This window comes from Leptospira kanakyensis (assembly GCF_004769235.1).
Classification (GTDB): Bacteria; Spirochaetota; Leptospiria; order Leptospirales; family Leptospiraceae; genus Leptospira_A; species Leptospira_A kanakyensis.
On record NZ_RQFG01000016.1, the window covers coordinates 63,581 to 89,346 of the forward strand.

The following is a 25,766-nucleotide window of genomic DNA, read 5'->3' on the forward strand; positions in this document are numbered from 1 at the left end:
GATCAAGTGAGTTTCATTCTAAACAACCACAACCATGGATGGAAGTCTGTCGCCAAAGGAACGCTTGGTGATGGGTTTCCTTTTCATTCTAAACTTGCGACTTGGCTAGAAGAATATACAAATATTCCCAAAGAAACGGAACTTGAAATTTTAGAAGTGAGTTGTGGGGAAGCCAATTGTCCAACCGAAGAAACGATGATTGTTTGGAAAAATCATGAATTTCGAATCTCGAGGAAAAAAGAACAGATTTCAAAGATGGATGTAGATTTGTCCTGGAAACGATTTGTCAGCAAAGGATAATCAAAAAGGGAATCCTTTATTTACGTTTGGTTTTGCCCTTTTGCTCTAAAACATTGCTTCCGTTGTCGATTTTTATCCCTTAGTGCGAATCTGCGACAGTCGCATAAATCACATAAACTTGTGTGATAGTAGAATGTTTTATATTTACAATAGTGTAAAATTATATGAATCAATTTGATAACTTTTTAAATCACTTAGTGAATACGATCCAAGGGGATCCCCAAGTCCTTGCGGTTTGTGTGGCTGGTTCATTTATACAAAATGAATTAGATGAGTATTCCGACCTTGATATCGTTTTAGTTGTTGAAGAGAACTCTTTCCAGACGTTCGAAGAAATGAATCAACTAGCAAACTCTCTCGGAAATTTACTCAGCTCATTTACAGGTGAACATGTTGGTGAAAAAAAGTTACTAATCTGTTTGTTTGATTCTCCTTTACTCCACGTTGATTTGAAATTCGTGAGTTTGGCTGATTTTCATTTCAGAGTAGAAAATCCTGTGATAATCTATGATAAATCGAATCTAATTCCTGATGTTTATAAAAATTCGTTACCTCAATGGCCAAAGTTCGATTTCCAATGGGTTGAAGATAGATTTTGGGTCTGGATCCATTATGCAGCCACTAAAATTGGGCGTGGTGAATTGTTTGAAGCTATCGATTTCCTTTCTTTTTTACGCACTAGTGTAATAGGGCCTATGTTTCATATTAAATATGATCAAAATCCAAGAGGTGTTAGAAAACTCGAGTTGATACTTTCTTCTCAGGAACTTAAAAATCTAAAAAAAACTTATCCTTCCTTTGAAAAACATTCAATCATTAAAGCCTTTCAGGATGTATCCAATATGTATGTTTATTTGAGAGATTTATTAATCAGTGATTTAAAACTGAGAAATGAAACAAAAGAAAGAAGCCTCGATTTTTTGTTTTCGTTAAGTAAAGAGATCATTAATGAATAAAATATTATTAGAGGTGATCCCAAGAGATGTTCCAACATTACTTGGTGAAGTAAGTTATGTTAAAAATAATTTTAGTCAAATCTCTGGGATTAATATTCCGGACTTACTAAGATTTGAAACTAGAAGCTGGGTTGCCGCATCAAAGATTCAAGATATTTTTCCAAATGTAATTCCTCACCTACGAGCAATTGACTTTGATTTAGATCATTGTGATCGTATCATTGAATTTCTTCAAAAACATAGTATATCTTCTGTAGTGGTCATCAAGGGAGATCCACCTACGGATATGTCCAGAAAAGTTTACCAGACAACTTCGACCAAACTGATCAAAAAATTAAAAAAAGAAATGAGTTCGCTAAAAGTCTATGCGGCTGTTGACCAATACCGTAGTGGGATCAAAGATGAGTTTGATTACATCGAAATGAAAATAGATGCAGGGGCCGATGGATTTTTAACACAGCCATTTTTTGACTTACGATTGATTGATATTTTTACTGAGAAACTTCGCGGAAAGGAGGTTTACATTGGAATCAGTCCAGTGACCAACGAAAAATCGCAAAGTTATTGGGAATCAAGGAATCGAGCTTATTTTCCGAGGGATTTTCAACTGACAATGGATTGGAATGTAAAATTTGCAAAAGAAGTAATTGGTTATTGTTCTCAATATGATTTTAATACGTATTTGATGCCCATTAGAATTAATATTGAAGTTTATTTAAGTGAAAATGGAATGAAGCTTATTCTTAATTATTATGATTTTTAGGATTTTTTCCTGCACAAGGGATCGTAGCGGAAATCCTTTCCTGAATAGGAAGGTGATCGATACAAAAATGATATTGGAAAGATTGCAGCGGAGAGCCCGGTCGGTGATAAGTCCAAATTTTGGTACTTAAAAAAATTCGATGTGCCCAAAGCAGAAGAGAGAAAAATAAGCCTATGAAAAACCAAATTCAGTTTTTAAAAAACAATCCCAGATATATTTTTTTAATCGATGGTCTAGGTGCCATCCTTTCGGGAGTATTACTTTCTCTCGTTTTACCTTTGTTTGTGGGTTTACTTGGGATGCCAATCAATACCCTTTACATTCTTTCGATTTTACCTTTTGTTTATGCCGTTTATTCTTTGTTATGTTATTTTTTGAATCCTTTTCAATGGAAGTTTTATTTACGTGTGATTGCGGCTGCAAACTTTTTTTACTGTGTCTTCACTATGTTTTATCTAGTTTTGAATTTGGAACAAACCACAGTGATTTGTGAAATCTATTTTGTTTTGGAAATGATTGTTGTGGTGAGTTTAGCCAGCTTTGAATGGAAGTTGACGAAAAGTTAACTAAGAGTTAATCAATTCAATTTGAGTGAGAGGAAGCTGCAACGGGCATATAATACTTGAGACCTAAGTTTCCTTGGATCTCTGGAGCCCAAAGTTCGTCCAAAGTGCGACCAGCTTCTCTTGCGTTGAGCGGAACACGAACCATACCTTCAAAAGTTAAGTTACTATTGGAAATACTGATTCCCGGTGTGATGTAAACTTGTCTTCCTACGAAGTTGGTTCTGGAAGGTTCCTGCGCGCGAATCGATGTATTGAGTCTGCTGTTGATATCGTTATCAAATCTATGTAGTTCTGAAAGTTGTAAAAAAAGTTCCCAACGAGAATTTTTGATAAAAGAAAACAAGTTTCGATTGAGTCTGTATTTGATTCGTACCTTTGACTCGGCAACATCTACATAAGCAGAAGCACCTTGGTTCATTGACATTCCCATACTGAGTCCTAAGTCAAAGGTAAATCCATTTCGGTAATATACATAAGTGACATTGGGTTGGTAAGAAAGGATGGCCGAGTTCATTCTCTCTGGCCTTACATCAAAGTTACCCTCTGGATTGCGGTAAGGATTGGTTGTAGAAAAAGGAATGACCGAAGAAAAAATTTGAATTCCAGCAATGGGATCATCAGATTTGGGAAGTTTGCCATCATTACCAAGTTCCAATTCCTTAGGGAAACGAAACGGAATGAGGATCGCCAAATTACCGTTATGTGAGCCGCCAACTTGGAATAAAGAAGCTTTTGGGTCTGAAAAGGAATAACTCGAAAAGAAGGGCAGACCTTGTGCAAAAAGACTGTAACTCGCGATTGTGACGAGAAGGGTAAGTAATACTGTCTTTTTAAGCATCTAAAAGCATTTCTGCCTGATTTTCCTTAGTTTGGCAATGAAATTTGCTTTCTTCTCACTCTTTTTTTGTTATAAGTTTGATCAATGAATGAAAATGATACCAAGGTTGAACAATTTGGTCCCTGCACCATTCCAAACCCAGCAGGGTATGACTACTGGACGGAAGACAACTCCGTCGTTCTTTTCCAAACGATATTTTCAGGCCCTGCCGACGCTAAAAAAACCGTAGAAACAAGTCCCGTATTCTTTGAACAAGCTGGCCCTAAAGAAAATATCTATTTTCGCCCAGAAGAAGTCACTGCAGGCATTGTGACTTGCGGTGGACTTTGCCCTGGAATCAACGATGTCATCCGTGCTCTAGTGATGGAGCTCCATTACCGGTACAAAGTGCCCCGTATTTTGGGTTTTCCTTTTGGGTATGAAGGTCTGGTAAAAAAATTCGGGCACAGACCAGTGGAACTCACTCCTGATAAGGTGGCCCATATCATGAACTTCGGTGGCTCCATTCTCGGATCTTCTCGAGGGAACCAAAATATTGGAGATATGGTGGATACATTATTCCTCTACGGAGTGAAGATGTTGTTTTGTATTGGTGGGGACGGAACCTTACGCGGGGCCCAGGCCATCCAAGAGGAAGTGAGAAAACGAAAGGAAGATATCGCCATCGTTGGAATTCCCAAAACCATCGATAACGATATCAACTATGTGCAAAAGACTTTTGGATTCTCGACTGCTTTTAGTAAGGCGGTGGAAGCTGTGAACTGCGCTCATGAAGAGGCAAAGGGAGCACCTAGTGGAGTCGGCCTAGTGAAACTCATGGGTCGCCATTCCGGATTTATCGCCGTCAATTCGGCTCTTGCTTCGAAAAATGTAAATTTTGTCCTCATCCCAGAACTTGATTTTGATTTAGAAGGAGACGGTGCCTTTTTAACCGTTCTCAAAGAACGAGTGCAGAAGCGGGGTCACGCCGTTGTGATTTTGGCAGAAGGAGCCGGACAAAAGTTCTTTGAAGACAAAGGCGAAAAAGATCAATCGGGTAACAAGAAGTTGGCGGATATTGGAATTTTTATCAAAGATAAAATTACCGAGTATTTCAAAAAAGAAGGTGTGACTCTGAATCTAAAATACATCGATCCGAGTTATATCATTCGGTCTGTTCCTGCCAATGCCGAAGACTCTGTGTTCTGTGGTTTCCTTGCTCAAAATGCCGTCCATGCTGCTTTTGCTGGCCGGACAGGGTGTGTGGTAGGAATTTGGAACAATGTGTTTACGGTCATGCCGATCTCCCTGGCGATTGCGGAGAGAAAAGTGTTACGTCCCGAAAGGAGTACTCTCTGGCGGGCACTCCTTGCTTCGACAGGACAACCAAATTCAATGAAGGCGAAAGGCTAGAACGTATTGTTAGATTTTTTTAGCCAAAGGAAATGGATTTAAGGTCTAAAGACTAAGATGAAACAAAAGAGGAACATTCTCAAAACAAACCAAAAGTTTGTTTCTTGGATTTTATTTTTCTCTTTTGTCTTTGTTTTTTTCTGTTCTGCAGGAATAGTCAATTGTCCGAAAATTGGTTTTGACAGCGCAAGGAATGATGTAGAAGTTCAGAGTGATTTTACCTTCCCTTGCCATAATCCCTCTGATGGTGAAGAAAATTCAAATCAGACAAATCCTTGTCAGTGTTTAGAAGATTCCAAAAGCCAAGAGGTTTCTAACCAGCTCACACTTTCAAAATTACTACAAATCAGTTTTTATATTTTATTTTATACGCCTTCCGTTGAACCAATTTTGGTTTTATCGGAAAATCAAAAACACTGGAAATCGTTTTTAGTTTTTGAAGCTGATTTCCCGAACCAACAAAAAACCATAAAGTTACTCATTTAAACTCTAGTTTTTTTAAATAGAAAACAAAGGAGTTTAAAAATGAGGACTTATTATATTAATACATTAAGATATACTATTATTTTGTATCATTTACTTGTTTTACCTGTTTTTGCAGAAGGAAATGATAGAATTGATGAAAAAATTTACGCGATTCTGAAGAAACATCCTGAAGTATCACTGAAATTTTTGGAGGCAAAAGAAAAAGAATTTAGATCAAAACATGCTGATGTTTACCCCGATCCAAAAATTGGGTTTGCTTACAGATCTTATCCTTACCGTTCCGGGTTTGATACGGAGCGAACCAAACCGGACACTCCAGGTATGACGGGAAAAGAATATACGATTTCCCAAGAGATTCCATTCCCAGGAAAACTCAATTTAGAAAAACAAATATTGAAATCGGAATCTGAATTGGATTATTGGAGCGGGGTCTGGCTACAAAATGAGTTTATCAAAACATACTTTGAATTGGTGTTATCGCGAACTGCCATAGAAAAGGAATTAGTCGATTTATTTAAGATTGAAAAACAACTTGTTACCAAAGGAAAGTTGGAACAGACACAATACATTGCCGACAAATTTAGTTTATCCAATGCTTTAAAAACAAAAAATACACTGGAAAAAATAAAAGATAGGATCATTGAAAAAAATATTACCGTAAAAGAAATAAAACAATCGTTAGAGTTTTTTGAAAACCACGGTGGCTTTTCCGAAATTAATGAAGAAGAAATCATTCAATACCTTTCTGCAAAAGAAAAGTCTTTCGAAAACGATTTGTCGACTCAATCACTTGCAAAACTTCCTTTGATTCAGTATGCAGAGGTTAATCAGTCGAAAGCCATCCAAGAATCAAAAAAAGATGAAATTTTGCATCTCCCCGATTTTGAAATTTTTGTTAGTTATATGCAGCGCAGGCGGAAACCTTTTCTCTTAGATAGTGGGCCTCTTAACGTTTCTATTATGGACAATCCAGAATTTTCTGGAGATTTGTGGAGTGCTGGTGTTACGGTTCGAGTGCCTGTATGGTCTCTATCAAAAGTAGATGAACTCAATCAATCCAATTCATTTAGAATCGAAAGGTTACAAAAGGAAAAAGAAAGAGAGAAAATCCGTTTAAAGTCTGAATACCAATCAACGTTGGAAACATGGAAAGGAAATCAACTGAGATTGGAAAATTTCAAAAACCACTTACTCCCAACCTTAGAAAAAAATATCAAAACATCTCTCTCTTCTTATTCGAAAGGGGAAGGGGTTCTCGGTGAAAGTTATGAATTCATCACAGATTCTTTGGAGATGCAGTCACAATTACATCAAATCGAGTTTAGACGATGGGTTTCTGTAATAAAACTATTGCAACTAACCAATCATTTGATCCCCGAAGGAGGAGAATATGAAAATTAAGATGAATCGAATTTTAGTCACATGCCTGGTATTTGTTTTCTTTATTATATCCTGTTCGCAAGAGACGCACAACCATAAAGATATTTTTACTTGCCCCATGCATCCACAAATTGAGTTGGATCATCCAGGTGAATGCCCTATTTGCGGAATGCAATTGATTAAGAAAGAAGATCCTATGTTAGAACCGAGCCACGAAAACCATTCGGAAGAAGTTTCTAAAGGATTGAATCTCTCTCTAGGCCAACAGTCGTTAATGAATTTGGATACAATCCGTGTCACAAAAGGTGATATCACTAGGAACATCAATTTAAGTGGGCAGGTAGCTTTTGATCCGGAAATTTTTTCAACAGTTAATGAATATAAATCCGTTGGATCTGAAAATGAATGGGGGAAGATAATTCGAGAAGGGATTCGACTCAAATTCACCAAATTAGGGTTAAGTGATAGTCAGATACAATATATCCTTTCTAAAAATCCAAATTTATTTTTGACAGGCAGGTTTGGAAACACTGCCTTACTGGTATTTCAAATCTATGAAAACGATGTAGATCATTTAAAAGTGGGGAAACTCGTCGAAGTATCGAATGCAGCGGAAACAAACTTTCCTATCAAAGCAAAAATCGTTGCAATTGGAAATTTAATTAATCAAGAGACGAGAACTTTGTCAGTTTGGTGCGAAGTCATAGATCCCAATCACCAATGGAAACCTCAAATGTATGTGCAAGGAAACTTTGGAATTCAAAAAAACAATGTTTTGAGAATTCCAAAGGAATCTATTTTCCCAACTGGCAAATATGATTTGGTATATCTTAAAATAGGAACAAATCAATTTTCGCCAAAAAAAATCAAACTAGGTTTTAACTCTTCGGATTGGGCTGAGGTAACGGAAGGTCTTGAAGAAGATGATGAGATAGTTTCCAAGGCCAATTTTCTTTTGGATTCTGAATCAAAATTAAAGTTAAGTGGAGATAAAAATGATCAGCACAATCATTAAATTTTCAGCAAGCAATCGCTATTTGATCATTTTTATATCACTCTTTTTGGTGGTATTATCACTATTTGCAATGAAAAATATACCTTTGGATGCTCTTCCTGATATGTCAGATACTCAGGTAATCATTTATTCTAAATGGGATAGGAGTCCTGATATTATTGAAGACCAAGTAACATACCCAATCGTAAGATCATTATTAGGTGCTCCCAAAGTAAAAGCAATTCGAGGGTTTTCTGATTTTGGTTATTCTTTTGTTTATGTAATCTTTGAAGATGGGACTGATTTGTATTGGGCAAGGTCTCGGGTAAATGAATATCTATCACAATTACAGACGAATCTTCCCGCCGGTGTTAATTTAAGTTTAGGCCCTGATGCCACTGGTGTGGGTTGGATTTATCAATACGCATTAGTTGATGAGTCAGGTAAAATGGATTTGGCTGAGATTCGATCATTCCAGGATTTTAAATTAAAATATCTTTTTAACTCCATTCCAGGTGTGGCAGAAGTTGCGAGTGTTGGAGGATTTAAAAAACAATACCAAATTCAAATAGACCCTCTCAAACTGCAAATCTTTGGTATTGATATGGACCGTGTCATTGATACCGTTCGAAAATCCAATGATGACGTTGGCGCTAGACTTCTTGAAATTGGCGGTGCGGAGTATATGATTCGTGTTCGTGGGTATGTTCAGTCGAAGGAAGATATTGAACAGATATCACTCGGTGCAAACGAATCAGGAACTCCCGTTTATTTATCGCAAGTGGCAAAGGTAGTCGATGGTCCTGATCTTAGACGTGGTGTGGGTGATTGGAATGGAGAGGGGGATCAAGTATCCGGAATTGTGATTATGAGGCATGGAGAAAATGCCTTAAAAGTCATAGAGTCCATTGAAGCAAAAATTAAATCTATGGAATTTTCTTTGCCAAAAGGATTAAAAATTGTTCCGGTATATGATCGTTCGATCCTGATCAAAGAAACAATTCAATTACTCAAAGAAAAATTGACGGAAGAAATCATCGTTGTTTCACTCATCATTTTGGTTTTTCTTTGGCACATACCTTCTGCCATTGTTCCTATTCTGACAATTCCAATCGCTGTGATCCTTTCTTTTTTACCAATGTATTTGGCAGACATAGGATCGAATTTAATGTCTTTGGCGGGGATCGCACTTTCTATTGGTGTTCTTGTCGATGGAGCCATTGTTGAAGTAGAGAATGCATATAAAAAATTAGAAGAATGGGAGTCTTCCGGGAGAGTTGGTGATTTTCATGCGATTCGATTGGAAGCACTTTTAGAAGTAGGACCATCCGTATTTTTTTCTCTTCTAATCATTGCCGTGGCTTTTTTTCCCATTTTTACCTTGGTTGATCAAGAAGGAAAATTGTTTAGGCCTCTTGCCATTTCAAAAAACCTAACAATGGCAATTGCAGCCCTTCTTGCCATTACTGTCGATCCTGCTTTTCGAATGTTATTTACTAGGATGGATCCATTTACAAAATTCACACCGGTTATAAATTCTATTCTGACACATATTTTTGTTGGTAAATATTATTCAGAAAATAACCATCCCATTAGCAAAAGGTTATATTCTTTCTATGAACCAATTGTTAAAAAAGTTTTAATCTATCCAAAGTTTACCATAATATTCGCGATTGGTTTGTTTGTATTAACAATCCCCGTTTATTTTAAGTTAGGAACTGAATTTTTACCTCCACTCAATGAAGGTTCTATTCTTTATATGCCTACCACTTTACCAGGAATTAGTATCGGTGAGGCGGAAAGGGTTTTAAAACTTATGGACCAAAGGTTGTCTAGTTTCCCCGAAGTAAAATCAGTTTATGGCAAAGCCGGAAGGGCGGATACTTCTACTGATCCTTCCCCAATTTCGATGTTTGAAATTGTCATTACATTGAAACCGGAGAAAGAATGGAGGCCAGGCATTACCAAAGAAGACCTTGTCCGAGAGATGAACGAGAAACTTACGATTCCTGGGTTCTCCAATGCATGGACTCAACCGATTCGAGCGCGTATCGATATGTTATCAACGGGAATTCGAACACCTATAGGGATTAAGATATTAGGCGAAAACCTGGAAGAAATTCAAGAAGTGGGAATCCATATTGAAAATGTACTTAAAAATATAAAGGGTGTGCGTTCCATCTTTGCGGAAAGAACTTCGGGAGGTTATTATATCGATATAAAAATTAAACGTGAGTTAGTAGCCAAATACGGACTCACCGTTGAAGGCATTCAAAAAACGATTCTTTCTGCTTTGGGTGGGGAAACCATTTCTACAACGATTGAAAAAAGAGAAAGGTATTCGATTCAAATTCGTTATCCAAGAGAGTATAGGGATAGTATGGAAATGATCTCAAAGGTTTTGATTCCTATACAGAAAGGTGCACACATTCCTTTAAGTTATCTTGCATCCATTGAATATAATATAGGGCCAACAATGATCCGAGACGAAAATGGGTTTTTAACCGGGTATGTTTATTTAGATACAACAGAAAGTGATTTGCTCGGTTTTGTGGAGAGAATGAAAACGATCGTTGTATCCGAAATTGATTTGCCTAAAGGTATTTTCTTAGAATGGAGTGGGCAATATGAGAATATCATTCGAGTTCGAAACCGAATGTTGATCGTCGTTCCCATCACCTTAATGTTGATTTTCTTTTTATTGTATATAAATACAAAATCAATCATCAAAACGGGAATTGTTTTAACTGCGGTTCCTTTTTCTATGATCGGAGCGTTTTGGCTTCTATTTGTTTTGGATTATCAAATCTCTGTAGCAGTTTGGGTTGGGATTATCGCATTACTTGGGCTAGATGCCGAAACGGGTGTGTTTATGTTAATGTATTTAGATCTTTCTTATGAAAAACATAAAAAATCAAATCGTCTGAAAACAATTGCCGATTTGAAATTAGCCATTATCGAAGGTGCGGTTCATAGAGTTCGTCCAAAAATGATGACAGTGCTTTCTGGATTTATAGGATTGCTACCAATCATGTGGGCCAATGGTTCTGGATCGGATTTGATGAAAAGAATTACAGCTCCTATGGTCGGAGGACTTGCGACAAGTTTTGCCTTAGAACTTGTAGTTTATCCTGCGATCTATTTTCTTTGGAAGAGGGAAGAACTCAACAAAGAAGGTCAGATTTTTTAAAAGTTAAAAGATATTTAAAATTGAAGGCGAAAGGCTGATCGCTCGGATCAGCTATTCTCTACTTTTTTCTGAAACTTGAGGATATTGTCCCTGATCTCTTCTTCTTTTTTATGGAGTTCTTTTAGAAACTCGGTATCCAAAATCATTTCTGGTTTTTTGATGAATTTACTTTCATCATAATTATCAATCTCATACAACAGATCTTCGATATTGGATTCTACTTTCACAAGACTTTGGATGGACTCCACTACCTTTTTGTTAACAAACAAAATTTCTTTGAATCGTAAAATGTAATGTTGGAATCTATTGTCGCGAATCATCGCTTGGCGTTGCATTTCTTTTACGATTTCGCGTTCTTTCAGAACTTCTTTTTTTTCCACAAGGATTTGGTTTTTAAAAATACGAATTAGATTTTCTGTTTCTAATTTATAATTTTCAAAACTACTGTTGTGATTGTTTTGTAAGTCTTCCATTTGTTTGCGAAATTCTTTTTCTCGCAAACGGTCTTGTTCTTTACGAAGTTTGTCAGATGTTTGTAACGCGTTTTTGACACGTGTTTCGATGACAGCATCTAACATGGCTTTGTGCAGTTTGTCCAAACGAAGGAACACTGCAATGGCATATAGAATGCGTTTCATAAAAACTCCTTTATTACTAGTTTAGACGAATAATAAAGAGAGAAAGGTCATCATGTGGCTCTGCTTCTCCCACAAATTCACTCACTTTTTGTAGAATGGCTTGCCTAATCACTTCAGGTGGATCGTTGATATGAGATAAGATAACAGATTCCAATCTTTCTTCTGAAAAAAGTTCTTCTTTCATATTCATGGCTTCTGTGACACCATCTGTATACAATACCAACAAATCACCTGGTAAATACGTCACAGTATGTTCGGAGAACTCACAGTTCCCAATCCCCATTGGTTGACCTTTGCCAGAAAGGTGTTGGATTTTATGGTGTTTTTTGCGATAGATGATTTGTAAATTATGACCTGCAGAAGAATAAGTTAATTCTTTTTTTGTCATATTGATACGTACGAGCATCGCTGTGACAAACATAAGAAAACCAGATTTATCTTGTAAGATTTGGTTGGCGTTGAAGAGAGCTTCGCTTGTGGATGTGGTTTTCGAAACTTCTTGTTGTAATACCGTTTTGGAGAACTCCATAAAAAGTGCGGCAGGAGTTCCTTTTCCCGATACATCCGCAATGATCACGGAAACTTCATCTTTCCCATGAACCACCATATCATAGAAGTCCCCACCAATTTCTCTGGATGCTTGGTAGTATGTATCAAATTCTAAAAGGGAATATTGTTTGGGGATGATAGGCAGGGAATGTTTTTGGATCATCGCAGCTACTTGCATATCACGGTCTATGTTTTTTAAACGTTCACTTTGTATCTTTACTTGTAGGGCAGTGTATGCTTCCCCAACTTGGTTGGTAAGAGTGCGTAGAATCCGAATGTCCATCTCATCAAACCTTGTGCGAGATGTTTTGTCAGACACAACTAGAGAACCTAACCATTCTTTGTTTTTTAGAATGGGGAAAAGGATCATACTGTGTTGGAATAAACCTTTGTGAGTGAGTTGGATCCCCTGCGGTGAATTGGCTGTAATGATTTTGTATCCTTTGAACATCCAATCTGCTTTGTCTGCAAATAATAAAACTTCTACATCTTCGTCATGGATTTGGTCAGAAAACCCTTTGGATTTTGATCTAGGGAGGCCTCTTTTTTCAATCTTTTCAAAGTTAAGCGAAACCCGGTCCACTTGCAAAACTTCGGAAATGGTTTTGACTGCTAGATCCATAAATTCATCAGAACTTTGGATGTTGGCAAGGGCTTGAGAAATTTTAAATAAACCATTCAGTTCGTTTGCTCGTAAGTTAAGACTATCAATGAGAAGTCGATTTTTTACGGCAATGGCTGCTAGGTTAGAAAGATATTTTAAGATTTTGATATCGTTATTATTGAAATCACGATTGTCGAGGGAATTTACCGCTTCGAGTACACCTTGTACTTCGCCTTGGGCAATCATGGGAACACAAAGTAGGTTTCTTGTGACATATCCTACTTTTTGATCGATGGCTTTAAAAATCCGAGGGTCATTCGTTGCATCGTTCACAATTTCTGGTTTGAGAGTTTCGAGAACCATTCCTGCAATCCCTTTTCCCCTAGGAACTGTTAGGTGAGCAAGTGATTCTTCTTTTAAACCACTGGTTGTATTAAAAACTAACTGATCATTTTCTTTATCATAAAGGAGTAGGGAGGAACCTTCTGTCTGTAGAACATCCCGGGTGATTCCCATAATTTCACTGAGGAGTGTGTCCAAATCTTCGTGCGAATTGATTCGGCTAGTAATGTCTGAAATCAGACCTAATGTCAGTAGTTTAGTAGGCATCCGAATCTATCCTTGTTCGATCAAACTTCCAATCCCTTGGTTCGTCAATATTTCAATTAAGACGGAATGAGCAACTCGTCCGTCAATGATGTGGGCTCTTTTGACTCCGGAGTCAATGGCTCGCAAACAACACTCTACTTTTGGTATCATGCCACCTGAGATCTGTCCAGTTTTTATATGTCCATGGATGTCTGCTTTTTTGAGACCTGTTACCAACTTTCCATCAATGAGAATGCCTGGAGTGTCTGTGAGTAAAATGAGTTTATCTGCATGGAGTGCTTCGGCAATGGCACCAGCCATAGTGTCCGCATTGATATTTAGAGTTTGTCCATCTTTTGACATGGCTACTGGTGAGATGATCGGGATAAAACCTTCACGTTGTAAGGTGAGTAAAATATTGGGATCCACTTCTGTCACTTCGCCCACAAGACCTAAGTCTACTTTTTGAACTTTACCATCTTCTCCTTCCACTTCCATCAGATACTTTTCAGCGATGGCAAGCCCCCCATCCTTTCCTGATAGACCAACTGGTTTTCCACCTTTTTCTTGGATGAGAGAAACAATTTGTTTGTTCACTTTTCCTGTAAGAACCATCTCCACCACTTCCATGGTAGCTTCATCAGTGACCCTATGGCCACGAATGAACTGGGTATTGAGGTTGAGAGACTTGATCAGAGCATTGATTTCCGGTCCACCACCGTGAACCACAACAGGATTGATTCCCAAATATTTAAGTAGTACAATATCTTCAGCAAAAGATGCTTTTAATTCTTCTTCCACCATGGCAGCGCCGCCATATTTGATGACAATGGTTTTCCCAGAATATTTGATCAAATACGGAAGAGCTTCCAAGATATGATTGATTTTTTCAGAATGGTGGTTCATAAAAGTCCTCATTTATGATAATGAAATTTAAAGCCGCCGCAGTGCAAGTCACAAGTACAGCAAGAATCTCAAATAACCTAACTAAGTGTAGGCAACTTGTAGAAGAGGCAGCGAGAGCCGGTGCCAAAGTCATTGGCCTTCCCGAAAACTTTTCCTTTATGGGGAGTGAATCGGAGAAAAAAAATCTTCTGGGTCAAATCGAAAAAGAGACAAATGCCTTTTTACAAGAAACCTCAAAAGACCTAGGAATTTTTCTACTTGGAGGAGGTTTCCCCACAAAGGCACCTACAGGAAAGGTGTACAATACCGCTGTCATTACAAATCCCAATGGAGAAGAAGTATTTCGTTATCATAAGGCCCATCTCTTCAATGCAGTTGTCGGAGACGGATTCAATTATAGCGAATCCAATTCCACAGAAAGTGGAGGTAAGGTTCCTGATGTAGTTCCAACTGAATATGGAAAAATTTCTTCTGCAATTTGTTACGATATCCGATTCCCAGAACTCTTTCGTTCTTTGTCAGAGAAGGGAGTGGAACTTTGTTTTTTGCCAGCAGCTTTTACCGTTCCTACGGGCGAAGCCCATTGGCATGTATTACTTCGGGCAAGAGCCATTGAAAATTTTATGTATGTAATCGCACCAGGGCAAACAGGAACCCATGACCCACATGGAAACCGCAAAACTTTTGGCCATTCCCTCATCATTTCTCCTTGGGGAGAAATTTTAGATGAGATAGACAAAGAAGAAGGATTTGTTATCGCTGAAATCGACTTACAAAAGTTAAGCGAAATTCGAAACCAACTCCCCAGTTTAAACCATCGTCTATTCTAGAAAAATGATTTCTTTGTCGAAGAAACCTTTTTCATAAGAATGAAATCTTTCATAACTTTCTCTGCTGCTTTTTGTTTTTCCATGTGTACAAAATGTCCGCATTCAGAAAATAAAACCGCTTTGACATGAGGAGTGGTTCTCTCGAGTTCCATCACATGTTTGCCTGGAATGATAGGATCCTCTTCTCCTCGCATAATTAGAGTGGGAACTTGGTTTCCAAAAACAATGGGCCGAATGTCAGTTCTGTCTAACATTTCTAGGATCATTAAAATTTGTCTTGGATTCAAACATTCAAATTGAGGGTTATAGTCTTTTAGGAATTGTTTGATGTCTTCACGAGCATGGAAGGCAGAAGAATCATACACTCCATAAGAAAATCCAATTTGTAAGGCTTTGGGAAGGGACTTACCCAACTTAAATCCAAAGTCAAAAAAACTCCCCAGGTTGGCCCTAAGTCCCACCACCCCAATTTTCAAAATTCCAGGAACGGGCCCATGGACAAAAGGAGCGATGGAGATCACTTGTTTGATCCTTTGTGGAAATAAAGAAGCAATCGCAAGCACCGCCATCCCACCAGTGGAATGACCCACAAGTGTGATGTCTTTTTCACCAGCAGAGGCCCAAATTCCTTGTGCTTGTGTTTCTAAAAAATCTTGGAGGGTAAGTCCTTTTTTTTGATCAAAAATTTCTGCTGGATAATGACCCACTAAGTCTAGTTCGATGACATCTCCTAATTGGCGAAAAAAAGGAATGTTGAGACCCCAATACCCCGCAGCAGAACACCAACCACCAATTAGAACAATCGTTTCTTTGGCTTTGGAATTGAGAGACTTGTGTTTAACGTATGTTAGTCTATGATTTTTCCAATTATAAATTTGTCTTTCTGACATAAGATCCTCTAGTCTTCAATGATACGAGGGAAAGATCCCAAAATTCTTGTGACCACTTCGTAGTTGATGGTTCCTGTCCAAGCCGCATGGTCGTCTGCCGAAATCATTTCATTTCCTGACTTACCCAAAATTACTACATCGTCTCCCAGTTTTGCATCAGGGATATGAGTGATATCAAGCATAGTCATATTCATACAAATCCGACCTAATATTTTTGCCCTTTCCCCACGAATGAGCATATACCCCTGATTCGAAAGTTTCCGATCTAGCCCTTCATAATATCCGACGGGTACAACTGCCAATTTTGTATCGTGTGTGGTTTTATAAGTGGATCCATACCCAATAAAAGTACCTTGGTTTAGGTTTTGGATGTGTTGGATTTGAGTTTTCCAACTGAGGGCCGGTTTTAACATCCCCACATCTTTTTTCATGAGTGAAAGTGAGAGTTTGGTTTCAAGACTTGGCCAAAGCCCATAAAGAGATATTCCTACACGAACCAAATCCATCCTTGCTTCCGAAAATAACATGGCCGATGCAGAGGAAGCACAGTGACAAATAAGATCGATGAACCCGTGTTTAGCGAATGTATCTATGGTTTCTTGAAACCTACTGAGTTGTAACATAGAGTAACTATGTTCTGTAAAATCTTCTGTGCTAGCAAAGTGAGTGGCAATTCCCGCGAGTGGGAGTTTTTTTTCAAAAATTTCTTTGGCTAAAACTTCAGCAGTGTTTGTTGGAATTCCTAAACGAGACATTCCCGTATCGACTTTCAAATGGATTTTGGGAGTGGGAGAAAGTTTGGATAAAATTTCGATTTCTTCGATCCGAGAGACCATCACCCAAAAGTTTTCGTCTGCCAAAGATTCCTTTCTTTCTTTTAGATCGGGAATACTTCCCATGATGAGGATGGTGGCTTTTGGGAATACACGTCGGATGGACAAAGCTTCTTCTAAAGAGTTGACTCCTAAATAGTCGGCACCGGCATCAAGGGCGATGGAGGCCGTGGCAAGGAGCCCGTGCCCATAGGCATTGGATTTGATGATGGCGGTAAACTTGGTTTTTGGCCCAATCAGTTTGCGAAATAGGGCGATATTATGGCTAAACGCCGAACGAGAGAGGTAAATCCGAGAAGAGAGCACTGTCCCATTTTTTTTTACTTTTCTCTTCTGTCGCTTCAGATATTTCTATTTTTGAATGCTCTCCCAACACACTGAACTTCCGTCTTTCCCTCCTTTTGATTCTTGGAAAGGGATCTCCCAGTATTTCCCCGTACAGAACGATTCTGTTTGGTTGAATTATTGTGGAACCACACCTGTTTCCACTTATGCCATCCAGATGATGAATCTCTACTTCCAGGAATATGCAAGGTTTGGGATTTTTGCCCCGAGTTTTGCGGAACCGGCAATCAAATCTGCCATCCGCGGATACATTGCAGAAATTTTACATTGTGATCCATCAGAGATAGGAATTGTGCATAACACTAGTGAGGGGATCAATCTTTACTCCCATAGCATCCAAATCCCAAAAGGAAAACGAATCCTTGTTTTAGAAAACGAATATCCAAGTAACGTGTATCCTTGGGAACATTGGAAAGAAAAAGGTGTGGGATTAGATTTTATCCCCGTCGGCAAAACTCCCGATGAATTTTTAACGAACCTCAAAAACGAATTGGAAAAAGGAGATGTGTATATCCTTAGCCTATCGCCTGTTCATTGGTGTACGGGAGTAGTTTTTGATATGGAAGCCGTTTCCAAACTTTGTGAAACTCATTCCACAAAACTAGTGATTGACGGAAGCCAAGCGGTAGGTCATATCCCTTTGGATTTTGGAAAACTGAAAGTTGCTTTTTGTGCCTTTGCCGCGTGGAAGTGGTTACTTGGTCCGTTGGGTTTGGGCGTTGTGTATTTATCCAAAGAAGAATCCAAAGGATTCAAACTGATCTTCAAAGGCCAAGCCAGTGTGGTGAATGATTCCAGTTATTTTCCATATCGGGATGAATGGAAACCCGCCGCCGACCAATTTGAACAAAGTACAATCAACTTCAATGATTGGATTTATTTTTATGCATCTCTAAAGATGTTGTCGACTCTTGGTTTCTCTCGGGTGAGGGAACGGATTTACCAAGTGGCGGGGATGTTTAAGGATGCCCTTCACGATCTTGGTTTTACTTTAGAATCGGATGCATTTCCCAATGTCAAAACGGGAATCCTTGCCATCACAGGCCATAAAGATCCTTCCAAGTTCCAACCGGAAGCCATTCAGGCCTTTTTAAAACAAAGAAAAATTACAGCTGCGGTGCGACTGGGACGACTCCGAATGGCTCCTCATATTGCGATTGAAGAAGAACATGTGGCCCGAGTGAAAGAAACCTTAAAAGAATACCTAAGTCAAAGTTAGGTGGAAGGGTTTATTCGATTCCTATATGGTTACTAAAATTTCTAAACTGATTGTGACTGCTTTTCCGGTTGTGCTTCTTTTGGTTTCCGCCATTGGATTTGTGTTTCCTGAAAAAATCATTTGGTTTAAAGGTCCTTGGATCACTTATAGCCTCGGTGCCATTATGCTTGGGATGGGACTCACGCTGGAAGCAGAGGATTTTATCCGGATTTTAAAACAACCAAAGCCGATTCTTATTGGAACTATATTGCAATATACGATTATGCCAATACTTGGATATTCTCTAGGGTTTTTGTTCCAACTCCCCGAGGCCTATGCTGTTGGCCTCATCCTTGTTTCTTGTTGTCCTGGTGGGACCGCATCCAATGTGATTACATTTTTGTCCAAAGCGGACGTCCCTCTCAGCGTAACCTTAACATCTGTCTCAACAATCCTAGGAATCCTCGTGACTCCCTTTCTCATTTCTGTTCTCATTGGCAGTCGTTTGGAAATTGATAGGTGGGGTCTTGTATTAACTACCTTCCAAGTGATCTTAGTCCCTGTTGGATTGGGATTATTTTTGAAATCAATTTTCCCAAAACTCACAAAGGAGATTCAAGATTTTTTTCCCGTACTTTCTGTACTGTTGATTGCGATGATTGTTGCTTCGATCATTGCCAGTGGGAAAGATACCATCCTCCATTCGGACTTCCGTATCTTTTTTGCGGTCATCCTTTTACACTTAGGTGGGTTTGGACTGGGTGGGATGTTTAGCTGGTATCTGACAAAAAATGCAAAAACGTCCAAAACCATTTCGATTGAAGTCGGGATGCAAAATTCAGGGCTCGGGGCAGTGCTTGCGAGGACACATTTTCTCGATCCGAGCACCGCAATTCCTAGTGCTTTATCGAGTTTGACCCATTCCCTTTTGGGGAGTTTGTTTGCGACCTATTTCAGAAGGGAATTAAAAAAACCAGCTATTGTCGATTGACTATATATGGGGTCGGTACGTCATGGCATAAATTATGAGAGAAATCATAAAACTAACCTGTGTCCCATGTGCGATTCCTGGGCGGTCAAATTACTTCCAGACTAAAAACAAGAAGACAAAGTCGGAAAAACTTGTGACTAAAAAATATTGCAAATTTTGCAAATCTCATACGGATCACAAGGAATCCAAAGTCTAAGGATTAAGATGCCGAAACCAGCTGCAAAATCTTCATCAGCAGAGAAGGGAGTGGACAAAAAGTTCATCGAAGAGGTGCGTGAGCTCCTCCAAGAGAAAAAAGAATCCCTCCTGATCAAACTCAACCAGTGGGAAGACACCAGTTCTCCTTCTGGCTTGAAAGAGATGGGAGATATTGCAGACATTGCATCCGAACTCAATTCAGAAGCCCTAACTTCTGTGTTGACTGAAAACGAAATTGAAACTCTGCGCGAGATTGAACTGGCGCTAGAAAAAATAGAAAACGGAACCTATGGGATCTGCGAAGGAACGAAGAAAAAAATTCCAATCGCAAGACTCAAAGCCATTCCGTGGACAAGATTTACTGTAGAATTTGCAGAGCAAATGGCTAAAAGCCGTAACCGTGCTGGTGGATACCGTATGGATTCATTATCTGCTTATCCTGCGACTGGAATGGACGTGGATTCTCTCGATTAAGAGAAAATCCCTTATTCTTTAGAAACAAGATCCCAATTCAAATCCACACAGTCCGAATTCTCCCGATTCCCTTAAATTTACAATTGATTCACTGAGCTTAAGCTCTAAACTCCTTCTATCGTGAGTTTTCTAGGCCGCTTTCGTTCTTTACCCATTTCCGATCTCCTTTTCTTTTTTTTCTGTACCTTCTCTGTTTGGAGCCTCCATCGGTATGTGGAACCAGTTCCTGGTAACCATTTCTATCCTTCCTTTCTTTTGCAATTTGCCTTTGGATTTTTTCCACAAATGTACCAGAGAAAATGGGGAAGGATTTTTACAGCTCTTGGAGTTTTTACTTTTTTACGTCTGCCTTATCTTTCCGGTCTTCCCATGGTTGGTTCCTACCAGCTTGTTGGTTTGTTTCTCGGATCCATTCTGGGGATCTGGACGAGAGAGTTCATCCTTGTCCTTCTTGGGAGGAATGAAACAGCCCTCCCCAAACAATCGGAACAAATCCTTAGGGATTGGATGATTCGTAATCCCACTGGGAAATCCAATCTCCCCATTTGGTATTCGACCTATTTTGGGTTTATTTTCTTTCTTTGTCTTTTAACAGTACTTTGTCTTTTCCAATACCAAGGTCTAGGGCTTGTGACTGGACTTGGAATCCAAGAGTATTTGTATTTTCCTTCTCTTTCTTCTAGAGAAGCTATGGGACTTTCTTGTAAAATCCTAGTTCCCACTTCGTTTGTGATTTTATATCTATTTTCCGAAGAACGGTCTATGCCAACTCCGTCTAAGGATAGTTTGTCGGAACAACTCCGGTTCGGATTGTTTTTAGGATTGGGAATCAATTTACTTGTGATGAGCATCCAATCCATTTGGAGTTTGGATTTTTTTTCAGAAGGAACTTTAGAAAGTGTGAAGGTTGGGCGTAGTACTGGACTTTTTCAAGATTCTGGATCGGCTTCTTGGATTCTTCCTGTATTGTCTCTACTTTGGATTTCCAAACTCATTCAGAATTGGCGTAAGTCCAAGGAAAGGTTCAGTTTGGTTCTGGCGGTCCTTTCTTTTTTATTTGTGACTTGGTTAGGACTGAGACAGGGAAAGGCATTTTGGGTGGTTTGGAGCATTTCGATAACCATTGGACTCATCCATCTAACCACTGATTTGTGGATCATTTCAATCACTAAAAAAAGAATCACTCGTATGGGTTTGTATTTACTCATTCCAATTTTGGGTTTTTTGACTTTATACGGCTTGAGTTTTATACAAAAAGATTGGGATCTCATTGCCTTATCAAAACGTTTTATGGATGCGGTTCCCGTTTGGAGAAAGGAACCTTATTTAGCTTTCGAAAAAATGGATCTGACTCGTGCAGAACTTTTGACCATTTGTATGGAAGGGATCAAAACCAATTTGTGGCTTGGGAATGGAATAGGATCTTTTCCACTAGCTCTCCTTGATCCATTTCGGGTAGGAACCAAAACTTCGATTGCTATGATTGATTTCCCACCTAACTTCTTTTTGTGGTTGGTTTATGATTTAGGGATTTTAGGGAGTTTTGTTTTTTTCTTTTTTATCTCTCTCTTTTTATGGGAGAGGGGACTTTGGAAACAATGTTTACTCCTTGTTTTGCCCTTTTTATTCGGGGTTCAAATCCAAAACTCAGATGGGGCTTTCCTTTGTTTTTATTTAGTTTTACTCGGAGAAAAAGGAACGGGATTTTCCGCTACTTTTGATAAGTTTAGAAAAACTATTTGGTTTTCTCCCTTACTCCTTATCCTTTCCTTGGGCCTTCCTTTAAATTACGCATTGTTTTATTCGCAGAGGTACTGGGATTTAGGAATTGGATCTGAATTTCGGAAAAACCAATTACGAGAATACCAAGTAGCAGCGACTCTTCCTCCAAGATCACCTAACTTTGAATATGAGTTTCATGGAAAGGTTTGGGAATGGAAACTTTCTGAATTTGGATCGGCAAGGTCAGGGCGAATTTTTTTAGAAACCACAGACAAAAGTCCAGTTGTAGAAGTATTGTTTTTGAATTCTGATAAAAATATCATTAAACAAGAGTTATTTGAAGAAACAAAGTATGGATATTCCTGGTCTGGAGAATGTCCAAAGGGTGCATCCTTTCTCCGATTAAAATCTAGATCTAGGTTAGAATTTCGATTGCCCCGATCTCAGTTTGATGGGAACAACCGAATCCAATTTTAATACCTTTTTTAAATTTAAACTAACCTTCGGATGTATAAATCCTTAGTAATTTTGGCGACGGTTTTCCCGTCTTCACCAACCACTTCGGTTTCATAGGTTCGAATGGTTTTTTTCTCTTTTTTCAAAAGTTCTTTTAAGTTTGCAAACTCACTATCTGGAATATGGAAGGTAGCGGTGACAGTTCCTTCTCCGGGTTTCACAAAATCAATTTTTGCTCCCTTATCCCAAACCATATAATCTTTACCCAAATTCATCATCAGTAAAAACATAAAAAACGGATCACACATAGAATAAAGAGATCCTCCGAAATGAGTCCCCACATAATTTGTGTTTGATAAAATGAGTGGCATAGAAACTACCATTGTATTTTGATCCACAAGTTTCGGTAAGATGTTGGCACCTTCATAAGGTTTGAACATTCGGAATGCCTGTTCAAACCCATAAGTTTGTTCTAAAAATTGCCATAAAGGATGTACTTTGTATTCCAGAAGGATTTCTCTGTGTCTCATAAATCCAGTTGAAAACAATAGAACGATTGGTCTACTATTTATTCTATTGGTTTTTGATCCAAAAAAACTGATTCACTGTCGTATTCCTGACTACATAGTTTTGTTATGGTAGGATAGTCGATTTTCCCGTTGGGTAATCTGGGCATGGAATGATTTGTTAGAACTAATTTTGGGATATGGCTTTCTGGTAAATCCTTTCGCATCCGAATGAGAACCTCCTCGGGTGTTAGGTTTGTCGAACCAAAAACACCAATTGTATCTCCTGATTCACCTGAAATACAAACACAAACAAATTCACCTGGTAAAGACAAACCAAGGATTTCTGATTCGATCCTGTCTAATGAAACTCGTTTCCCTTTATGTTTGATGATTCGGTCTTTTCTCCCTAAAAGATACCATCCCAGTTCTGAACCATTACCTAAATCATTTGTCGCATAAAATTCGTTTGGTGGTATCCTGAATTTGACCCAACCGTTTTCTTCCAAAAGGAAAAACTGATTTGATAAATAAGGGCTACGGATCTGGAGTTCTGATTCCTCGATTCCTTCTTCTTGAAAGAATTTTGTTTCTACATCATTTAAAATCTGAAACCGATTTTGGCGGAGTGGGTCGCGGTAACCGATGGCACCGGTTTCAGTGGATCCATAAATTTCCAAAACAGAAATCCCTCCTTTGTCTCGAAGGGTTCGTGCTAAAGGAACGGGAAATTTCATTCCAGAAACGATGGCATTTTTGGGGAGAGGGGAATGGGCATCCACTGCTTTTTGCAACTGGGGTGCGGATGTGATCCAGAGATAGGTTTCTTTACTGGGTTTTTCGATATGAATCGGAATACCCAGTCGTTTGGGAATCAAATACCCCCACAAAAGGCCGTAGAGATGGCAGAAGGGCACAGAAACAAACACTCCCGCTTTCTTTGTTCCTTGGAAAAGGGACTGGACTAAGTTATCTTTTGTCCAAAAGGAAATTTCGGATTCGATTTCAGACCATTCCTTCCAAACCATTTTTGGGACTCCTGTTGACCCTGAGGTCACGAGGCAAAAAGACTTTTTGGAATCTAAGACAGGGAGTGGGTATTTATGGAGATGGTTTTCTAAGACGGTTCCTTTCCAGAGTGGATCGACTAGGATGGGTTGGTTCGATTCTAAATCGAGTTCAAAGTTTCCAGATAGAAAATACTCGGAGTCAGCAAAACGAAGGACAGAAGCCATAAAACAAAAAATCCTCCCCCCAGGATTTGGAGGAAGGATTTCTTTTAAGGTAGGCCTATCTATTTTTAAGCGGCTTGTTGTTTTCCTAGTCTTTTCTTCATTAAGAACCCAAGAGCAGCTCCTATGACGATCAAACTTGCAGATACCTCTAAAGCATTTTTCTGAACTGCTTTGATGAGGTAGGCAGAAAACCCATTGTCAACATAGAAGTCACTCACTCGGACTACGTAGGATGGACGGTTGGGAGCTGGGATTTGGTCTACATGTAGATACCAATCTTTATGAGCCACACCGTTTGAGTTCATCCAAGCGTTGAAGAAAATGTAACCAGAAGTAGACGGTTTGCGAATGTCGGCACCTTCTGTTGGGTGGTTAAAAATTCCCGGAACAATGATGGCCCATGGGAATCCTTTGCTGTCTAGGAAAGAATCTTTACCAGCACTGTTTGTGAAGTAACCAGGACGATAGATTTGTCTAAACACTCCATCTGTCTTTTGGTTGATGGCAAGGAAATAATTCAAATGCCCACCCACTAGGTTTTTGGTTTGGTTCAAATCCACTGGTTCTTCAAATGTAATGGTAATATTTGCTGTCACACCACGAACAAAGTCATTGATAGTGAATGTAGTTCCAGCACTTGGAGCGTTTTTACTTCCAAATAATGTTTTGTCAGAACTTGGAAGGATAAGAACTCCACGTTTAAGTTGTGCAGATGTTAAAGTTCCACCAGTACAGTCTCCTGTAGCGTTAGCAGTATACTTGGGTGCAGCAGCACAACCATTCCATGGGTTTCCAGTTCCGTTTACATAACTTACTTGAACGGTTGCATTGGTTGGAACATTCAATGAAAGTCTAAGTTCATGATTGTATCCAGCACCTTTTGCAACGTGGGTATATGTTCCACGAATCACCTTAACTTTGTTTGCTGGTGTTTTGTCCATCTCAGTAGTAAACACTGTTGAGTGGTCGTTTAGGTCTGCATCACCTGCAGAAGGAAACATGTCTTCAAATGCGATTGTGTATCTACCAGAACGTGCAGTGGTAGCAAGACTTGGATCTTCTGGGAATTCATCATAAATATTGGCAATTCCGTCGCAATCAGTATCAACTGCTTGCACACAACCATTCACTGGTTGGAAGTTTGTTGTGTCTACATTGACAACAGGAGCAACCACTACAGTTCCTGAACCGCCAGCAGCAGGTTGTTGCACCGGAGCTGTTCCATTCAGTTCCACCACTTCTCCAGTGGTTGGATTCACACCAATCACACTGATTTCTACAGTTGTGACAGTCGGAGGAACACTAATGGGAATGGTTACCGATCCGTTGGAGTCAGTAGTTCCTACGCCAACCACATTCGGTTGTCCCGTAGTTGTTGTTTCTGTCACAGTGACTGGTGCGTTAGCCACAGGGCCTGATTCATTTCCAACCACAACAGTGACAGGAACAGTCACATTGGTTTCAAAATTAAAATTACCACCATTGGTTTGGTCTACAACCACAACTGTTGTTTCATTCACAACCGTAGTTGGTGTAGGAGCCGGAGTTGTGACAACCGGTGCCGGAGTTGGCTCTGGAGTTGTTGTAGTTTCCGGCGTAGTTGTTGTTGGTTCTGGTGACGTTGTCGAAGTTTGGTCTCCGCTTGTAGCACCATCGGTTGGTGTGGTTTCCGCCGGAGCCGTGATTTGGCTTGGGTCTGTGGTTTCGAGTCCCACTACTGTAAAGGTGCCTTCGCCTTTGCTTGTTTCCGTTGTTTGTGCGGTTCCATCACCGAGTCCCAAAAATGGGAGAAGTAATAAACCTTTCTTTTTATTGGAGCAATCCAATAAAACAAGGGGAATTGTTAAAAGAACTAACCATCGTTTCATGTTGAGATATCCTACCTGTATAGGGAATTGAACGACAAAATATGAAAAAAAGCAACGGCGATTTAAAATA

Annotated in this window: 24 protein-coding genes; 15 read left to right on the forward strand and 9 right to left on the reverse strand. The window is 39.1% G+C overall.

Going from position 1 to position 25,766, the window contains the following annotated elements; translation table 11 throughout:
• Positions 1-6 precede the first annotated feature (6 nt).
• The 4 genes from EHQ16_RS11450 to EHQ16_RS11465 all read left to right on the forward strand — a co-directional run bounded on the left by EHQ16_RS11450 (position 7) and on the right by EHQ16_RS11465 (position 2,585).
• Positions 7-300 (forward strand): hypothetical protein, encoded by a 294-nt coding sequence (locus tag EHQ16_RS11450; protein ID WP_135632033.1) that lies wholly within the window; start codon positions 7-9, stop codon positions 298-300.
• 164 nt (positions 301-464) lie between these two features.
• Complete coding sequence (locus EHQ16_RS11455) at positions 465-1,256, forward strand: aminoglycoside 6-adenylyltransferase (protein ID WP_135632032.1); 792 nt, start codon at positions 465-467, stop codon at positions 1,254-1,256.
• Positions 1,249-2,019, forward strand: coding sequence for a methylenetetrahydrofolate reductase (locus EHQ16_RS11460; protein WP_135632031.1), 771 nt, complete (start codon positions 1,249-1,251; stop codon positions 2,017-2,019). Before EHQ16_RS11455 ends, EHQ16_RS11460 begins: the two co-directional genes overlap by 8 nt.
• A gap of 173 nt (positions 2,020-2,192) precedes the next feature.
• Complete coding sequence (locus EHQ16_RS11465; protein ID WP_135632030.1) at positions 2,193-2,585, forward strand: hypothetical protein; 393 nt, start codon at positions 2,193-2,195, stop codon at positions 2,583-2,585.
• A 16-nt stretch (positions 2,586-2,601) separates the two neighbouring features.
• Here the strand turns inward: EHQ16_RS11465 and EHQ16_RS11470 are convergent, their stop codons facing one another.
• Positions 2,602-3,423, reverse strand: a complete 822-nt coding sequence (locus tag EHQ16_RS11470; RefSeq protein ID WP_135632029.1) for a hypothetical protein — start codon at positions 3,421-3,423, stop codon at positions 2,602-2,604.
• 84 nt (positions 3,424-3,507) lie between these two features.
• Here EHQ16_RS11470 and EHQ16_RS11475 point away from each other — a divergent pair, with 84 nt between their 5' ends.
• The 5 genes from EHQ16_RS11475 to EHQ16_RS11495 are packed head-to-tail and all read left to right on the forward strand — an operon-like array spanning position 3,508 to position 10,865.
• Positions 3,508-4,815, forward strand: a complete 1,308-nt coding sequence (locus EHQ16_RS11475; protein ID WP_135632028.1) for an ATP-dependent 6-phosphofructokinase — start codon at positions 3,508-3,510, stop codon at positions 4,813-4,815.
• Positions 4,816-4,872: 57 nt separating this feature from the next.
• Complete coding sequence (locus EHQ16_RS11480; protein WP_135632027.1) at positions 4,873-5,301, forward strand: hypothetical protein; 429 nt, start codon at positions 4,873-4,875, stop codon at positions 5,299-5,301.
• Between the two features lie 39 nt (positions 5,302-5,340).
• Complete coding sequence (locus EHQ16_RS11485) at positions 5,341-6,702, forward strand: TolC family protein (protein WP_135632026.1); 1,362 nt, start codon at positions 5,341-5,343, stop codon at positions 6,700-6,702.
• Entirely contained in the window at positions 6,692-7,696 is a 1,005-nt protein-coding gene (locus EHQ16_RS11490; RefSeq protein WP_208742286.1) for a heavy metal-binding domain-containing protein, read from the forward strand. Before EHQ16_RS11485 ends, EHQ16_RS11490 begins: the two co-directional genes overlap by 11 nt.
• Positions 7,677-10,865: an efflux RND transporter permease subunit gene (locus EHQ16_RS11495; RefSeq protein WP_135632025.1), complete on the forward strand. Its 3,189-nt coding sequence runs from the start codon at positions 7,677-7,679 to the stop codon at positions 10,863-10,865. The genes EHQ16_RS11490 and EHQ16_RS11495 overlap by 20 nt, the downstream gene beginning before the upstream one ends.
• Before the next feature lie 47 nt (positions 10,866-10,912).
• Here EHQ16_RS11495 and EHQ16_RS11500 read toward each other — a convergent pair whose 3' ends face one another.
• Genes EHQ16_RS11500 through argB form a run of 3 tightly spaced genes read right to left on the reverse strand, consistent with a single transcriptional unit; the run spans position 10,913 to position 14,150 of the window.
• Positions 10,913-11,503, reverse strand: a complete 591-nt coding sequence (locus EHQ16_RS11500; protein WP_135632024.1) for a hypothetical protein — start codon at positions 11,501-11,503, stop codon at positions 10,913-10,915.
• 16 nt (positions 11,504-11,519) lie between these two features.
• Positions 11,520-13,265 (reverse strand): SpoIIE family protein phosphatase, encoded by a 1,746-nt coding sequence (locus EHQ16_RS11505; RefSeq protein WP_135632023.1) that lies wholly within the window; start codon positions 13,263-13,265, stop codon positions 11,520-11,522.
• A gap of 6 nt (positions 13,266-13,271) precedes the next feature.
• Positions 13,272-14,150 (reverse strand): acetylglutamate kinase, encoded by an 879-nt coding sequence (gene argB / locus EHQ16_RS11510; RefSeq protein WP_135632022.1) that lies wholly within the window; start codon positions 14,148-14,150, stop codon positions 13,272-13,274.
• Positions 14,151-14,170: 20 nt separating this feature from the next.
• Here argB and EHQ16_RS11515 point away from each other — a divergent pair, with 20 nt between their 5' ends.
• Positions 14,171-14,980 carry a carbon-nitrogen hydrolase family protein gene (locus tag EHQ16_RS11515; protein ID WP_135632021.1) on the forward strand — a complete coding sequence of 270 codons (810 nt, stop codon included), beginning with the start codon at positions 14,171-14,173 and terminating at the stop codon, positions 14,978-14,980.
• Here EHQ16_RS11515 and EHQ16_RS11520 read toward each other — a convergent pair.
• Complete coding sequence (locus tag EHQ16_RS11520; protein ID WP_135632020.1) at positions 14,977-15,870, reverse strand: alpha/beta fold hydrolase; 894 nt, start codon at positions 15,868-15,870, stop codon at positions 14,977-14,979. The genes EHQ16_RS11515 and EHQ16_RS11520 overlap by 4 nt on opposite strands.
• An 8-nt stretch (positions 15,871-15,878) precedes the next feature.
• On the reverse strand, positions 15,879-17,009 hold the full coding sequence (gene alr / locus EHQ16_RS11525; protein WP_135632019.1) for an alanine racemase: 1,131 nt from the start codon (positions 17,007-17,009) through the stop codon (positions 15,879-15,881).
• Between the two features lie 55 nt (positions 17,010-17,064).
• Here alr and EHQ16_RS11530 point away from each other — a divergent pair, with 55 nt between their 5' ends.
• From EHQ16_RS11530 to EHQ16_RS11550, 5 genes are all read left to right on the forward strand, one after another.
• A complete protein-coding gene (locus tag EHQ16_RS11530; protein WP_135632018.1) occupies positions 17,065-18,267 on the forward strand; it encodes an aminotransferase class V-fold PLP-dependent enzyme in 1,203 nt (400 codons plus the stop codon).
• A gap of 25 nt (positions 18,268-18,292) precedes the next feature.
• Complete coding sequence (locus EHQ16_RS11535) at positions 18,293-19,237, forward strand: bile acid:sodium symporter family protein (protein WP_135632017.1); 945 nt, start codon at positions 18,293-18,295, stop codon at positions 19,235-19,237.
• A gap of 34 nt (positions 19,238-19,271) precedes the next feature.
• Positions 19,272-19,433, forward strand: a complete 162-nt coding sequence (gene rpmG, locus EHQ16_RS11540) for a 50S ribosomal protein L33 (protein WP_081431684.1) — start codon at positions 19,272-19,274, stop codon at positions 19,431-19,433.
• An 8-nt stretch (positions 19,434-19,441) separates the two neighbouring features.
• Complete coding sequence (locus tag EHQ16_RS11545; protein ID WP_135578051.1) at positions 19,442-19,909, forward strand: TraR/DksA family transcriptional regulator; 468 nt, start codon at positions 19,442-19,444, stop codon at positions 19,907-19,909.
• 213 nt (positions 19,910-20,122) lie between these two features.
• Positions 20,123-22,108, forward strand: coding sequence for a hypothetical protein (locus tag EHQ16_RS11550; RefSeq protein ID WP_135632016.1), 1,986 nt, complete (start codon positions 20,123-20,125; stop codon positions 22,106-22,108).
• A gap of 14 nt (positions 22,109-22,122) precedes the next feature.
• Here the strand turns inward: EHQ16_RS11550 and EHQ16_RS11555 are convergent, their stop codons facing one another.
• The 3 genes from EHQ16_RS11555 to EHQ16_RS11565 all read right to left on the reverse strand — a co-directional run bounded on the left by EHQ16_RS11555 (position 22,123) and on the right by EHQ16_RS11565 (position 25,696).
• Positions 22,123-22,617: a DUF4442 domain-containing protein gene (locus EHQ16_RS11555; protein WP_135632015.1), complete on the reverse strand. Its 495-nt coding sequence runs from the start codon at positions 22,615-22,617 to the stop codon at positions 22,123-22,125.
• Between the two features lie 38 nt (positions 22,618-22,655).
• Positions 22,656-23,828: an AMP-binding protein gene (locus EHQ16_RS11560; protein ID WP_135632014.1), complete on the reverse strand. Its 1,173-nt coding sequence runs from the start codon at positions 23,826-23,828 to the stop codon at positions 22,656-22,658.
• 65 nt (positions 23,829-23,893) lie between these two features.
• Positions 23,894-25,696, reverse strand: a complete 1,803-nt coding sequence (locus EHQ16_RS11565; RefSeq protein WP_135632013.1) for an LruC domain-containing protein — start codon at positions 25,694-25,696, stop codon at positions 23,894-23,896.
• Between the last annotated feature and the right edge of the window lie 70 nt (positions 25,697-25,766).

Coding starts and splice junctions, on each gene's coding strand:
- EHQ16_RS11455 (WP_135632032.1), top strand. CDS start 465: ATGAATCAATTTGATAACTTTTTAAATCACTTAGTGAATACGATCCAA.
- EHQ16_RS11460 (WP_135632031.1), top strand. CDS start 1,249: ATGAATAAAATATTATTAGAGGTGATCCCAAGAGATGTTCCAACATTA.
- EHQ16_RS11465 (WP_135632030.1), top strand. CDS start 2,193: ATGAAAAACCAAATTCAGTTTTTAAAAAACAATCCCAGATATATTTTT.
- EHQ16_RS11470 (WP_135632029.1), bottom strand. CDS start 3,423: ATGCTTAAAAAGACAGTATTACTTACCCTTCTCGTCACAATCGCGAGT.
- EHQ16_RS11475 (WP_135632028.1), top strand. CDS start 3,508: ATGAATGAAAATGATACCAAGGTTGAACAATTTGGTCCCTGCACCATT.
- EHQ16_RS11480 (WP_135632027.1), top strand. CDS start 4,873: ATGAAACAAAAGAGGAACATTCTCAAAACAAACCAAAAGTTTGTTTCT.
- EHQ16_RS11485 (WP_135632026.1), top strand. CDS start 5,341: ATGAGGACTTATTATATTAATACATTAAGATATACTATTATTTTGTAT.
- EHQ16_RS11490 (WP_208742286.1), top strand. CDS start 6,692: ATGAAAATTAAGATGAATCGAATTTTAGTCACATGCCTGGTATTTGTT.
- EHQ16_RS11495 (WP_135632025.1), top strand. CDS start 7,677: ATGATCAGCACAATCATTAAATTTTCAGCAAGCAATCGCTATTTGATC.
- EHQ16_RS11500 (WP_135632024.1), bottom strand. CDS start 11,503: ATGAAACGCATTCTATATGCCATTGCAGTGTTCCTTCGTTTGGACAAA.
- EHQ16_RS11505 (WP_135632023.1), bottom strand. CDS start 13,265: ATGCCTACTAAACTACTGACATTAGGTCTGATTTCAGACATTACTAGC.
- argB (WP_135632022.1), bottom strand. CDS start 14,150: ATGAACCACCATTCTGAAAAAATCAATCATATCTTGGAAGCTCTTCCG.
- EHQ16_RS11515 (WP_135632021.1), top strand. CDS start 14,171: ATGAAATTTAAAGCCGCCGCAGTGCAAGTCACAAGTACAGCAAGAATC.
- EHQ16_RS11520 (WP_135632020.1), bottom strand. CDS start 15,870: ATGTCAGAAAGACAAATTTATAATTGGAAAAATCATAGACTAACATAC.
- EHQ16_RS11530 (WP_135632018.1), top strand. CDS start 17,065: ATGCTCTCCCAACACACTGAACTTCCGTCTTTCCCTCCTTTTGATTCT.
- EHQ16_RS11535 (WP_135632017.1), top strand. CDS start 18,293: ATGGTTACTAAAATTTCTAAACTGATTGTGACTGCTTTTCCGGTTGTG.
- rpmG (WP_081431684.1), top strand. CDS start 19,272: ATGAGAGAAATCATAAAACTAACCTGTGTCCCATGTGCGATTCCTGGG.
- EHQ16_RS11545 (WP_135578051.1), top strand. CDS start 19,442: ATGCCGAAACCAGCTGCAAAATCTTCATCAGCAGAGAAGGGAGTGGAC.
- EHQ16_RS11555 (WP_135632015.1), bottom strand. CDS start 22,617: ATGAGACACAGAGAAATCCTTCTGGAATACAAAGTACATCCTTTATGG.
- EHQ16_RS11560 (WP_135632014.1), bottom strand. CDS start 23,828: ATGGCTTCTGTCCTTCGTTTTGCTGACTCCGAGTATTTTCTATCTGGA.
- EHQ16_RS11565 (WP_135632013.1), bottom strand. CDS start 25,696: ATGAAACGATGGTTAGTTCTTTTAACAATTCCCCTTGTTTTATTGGAT.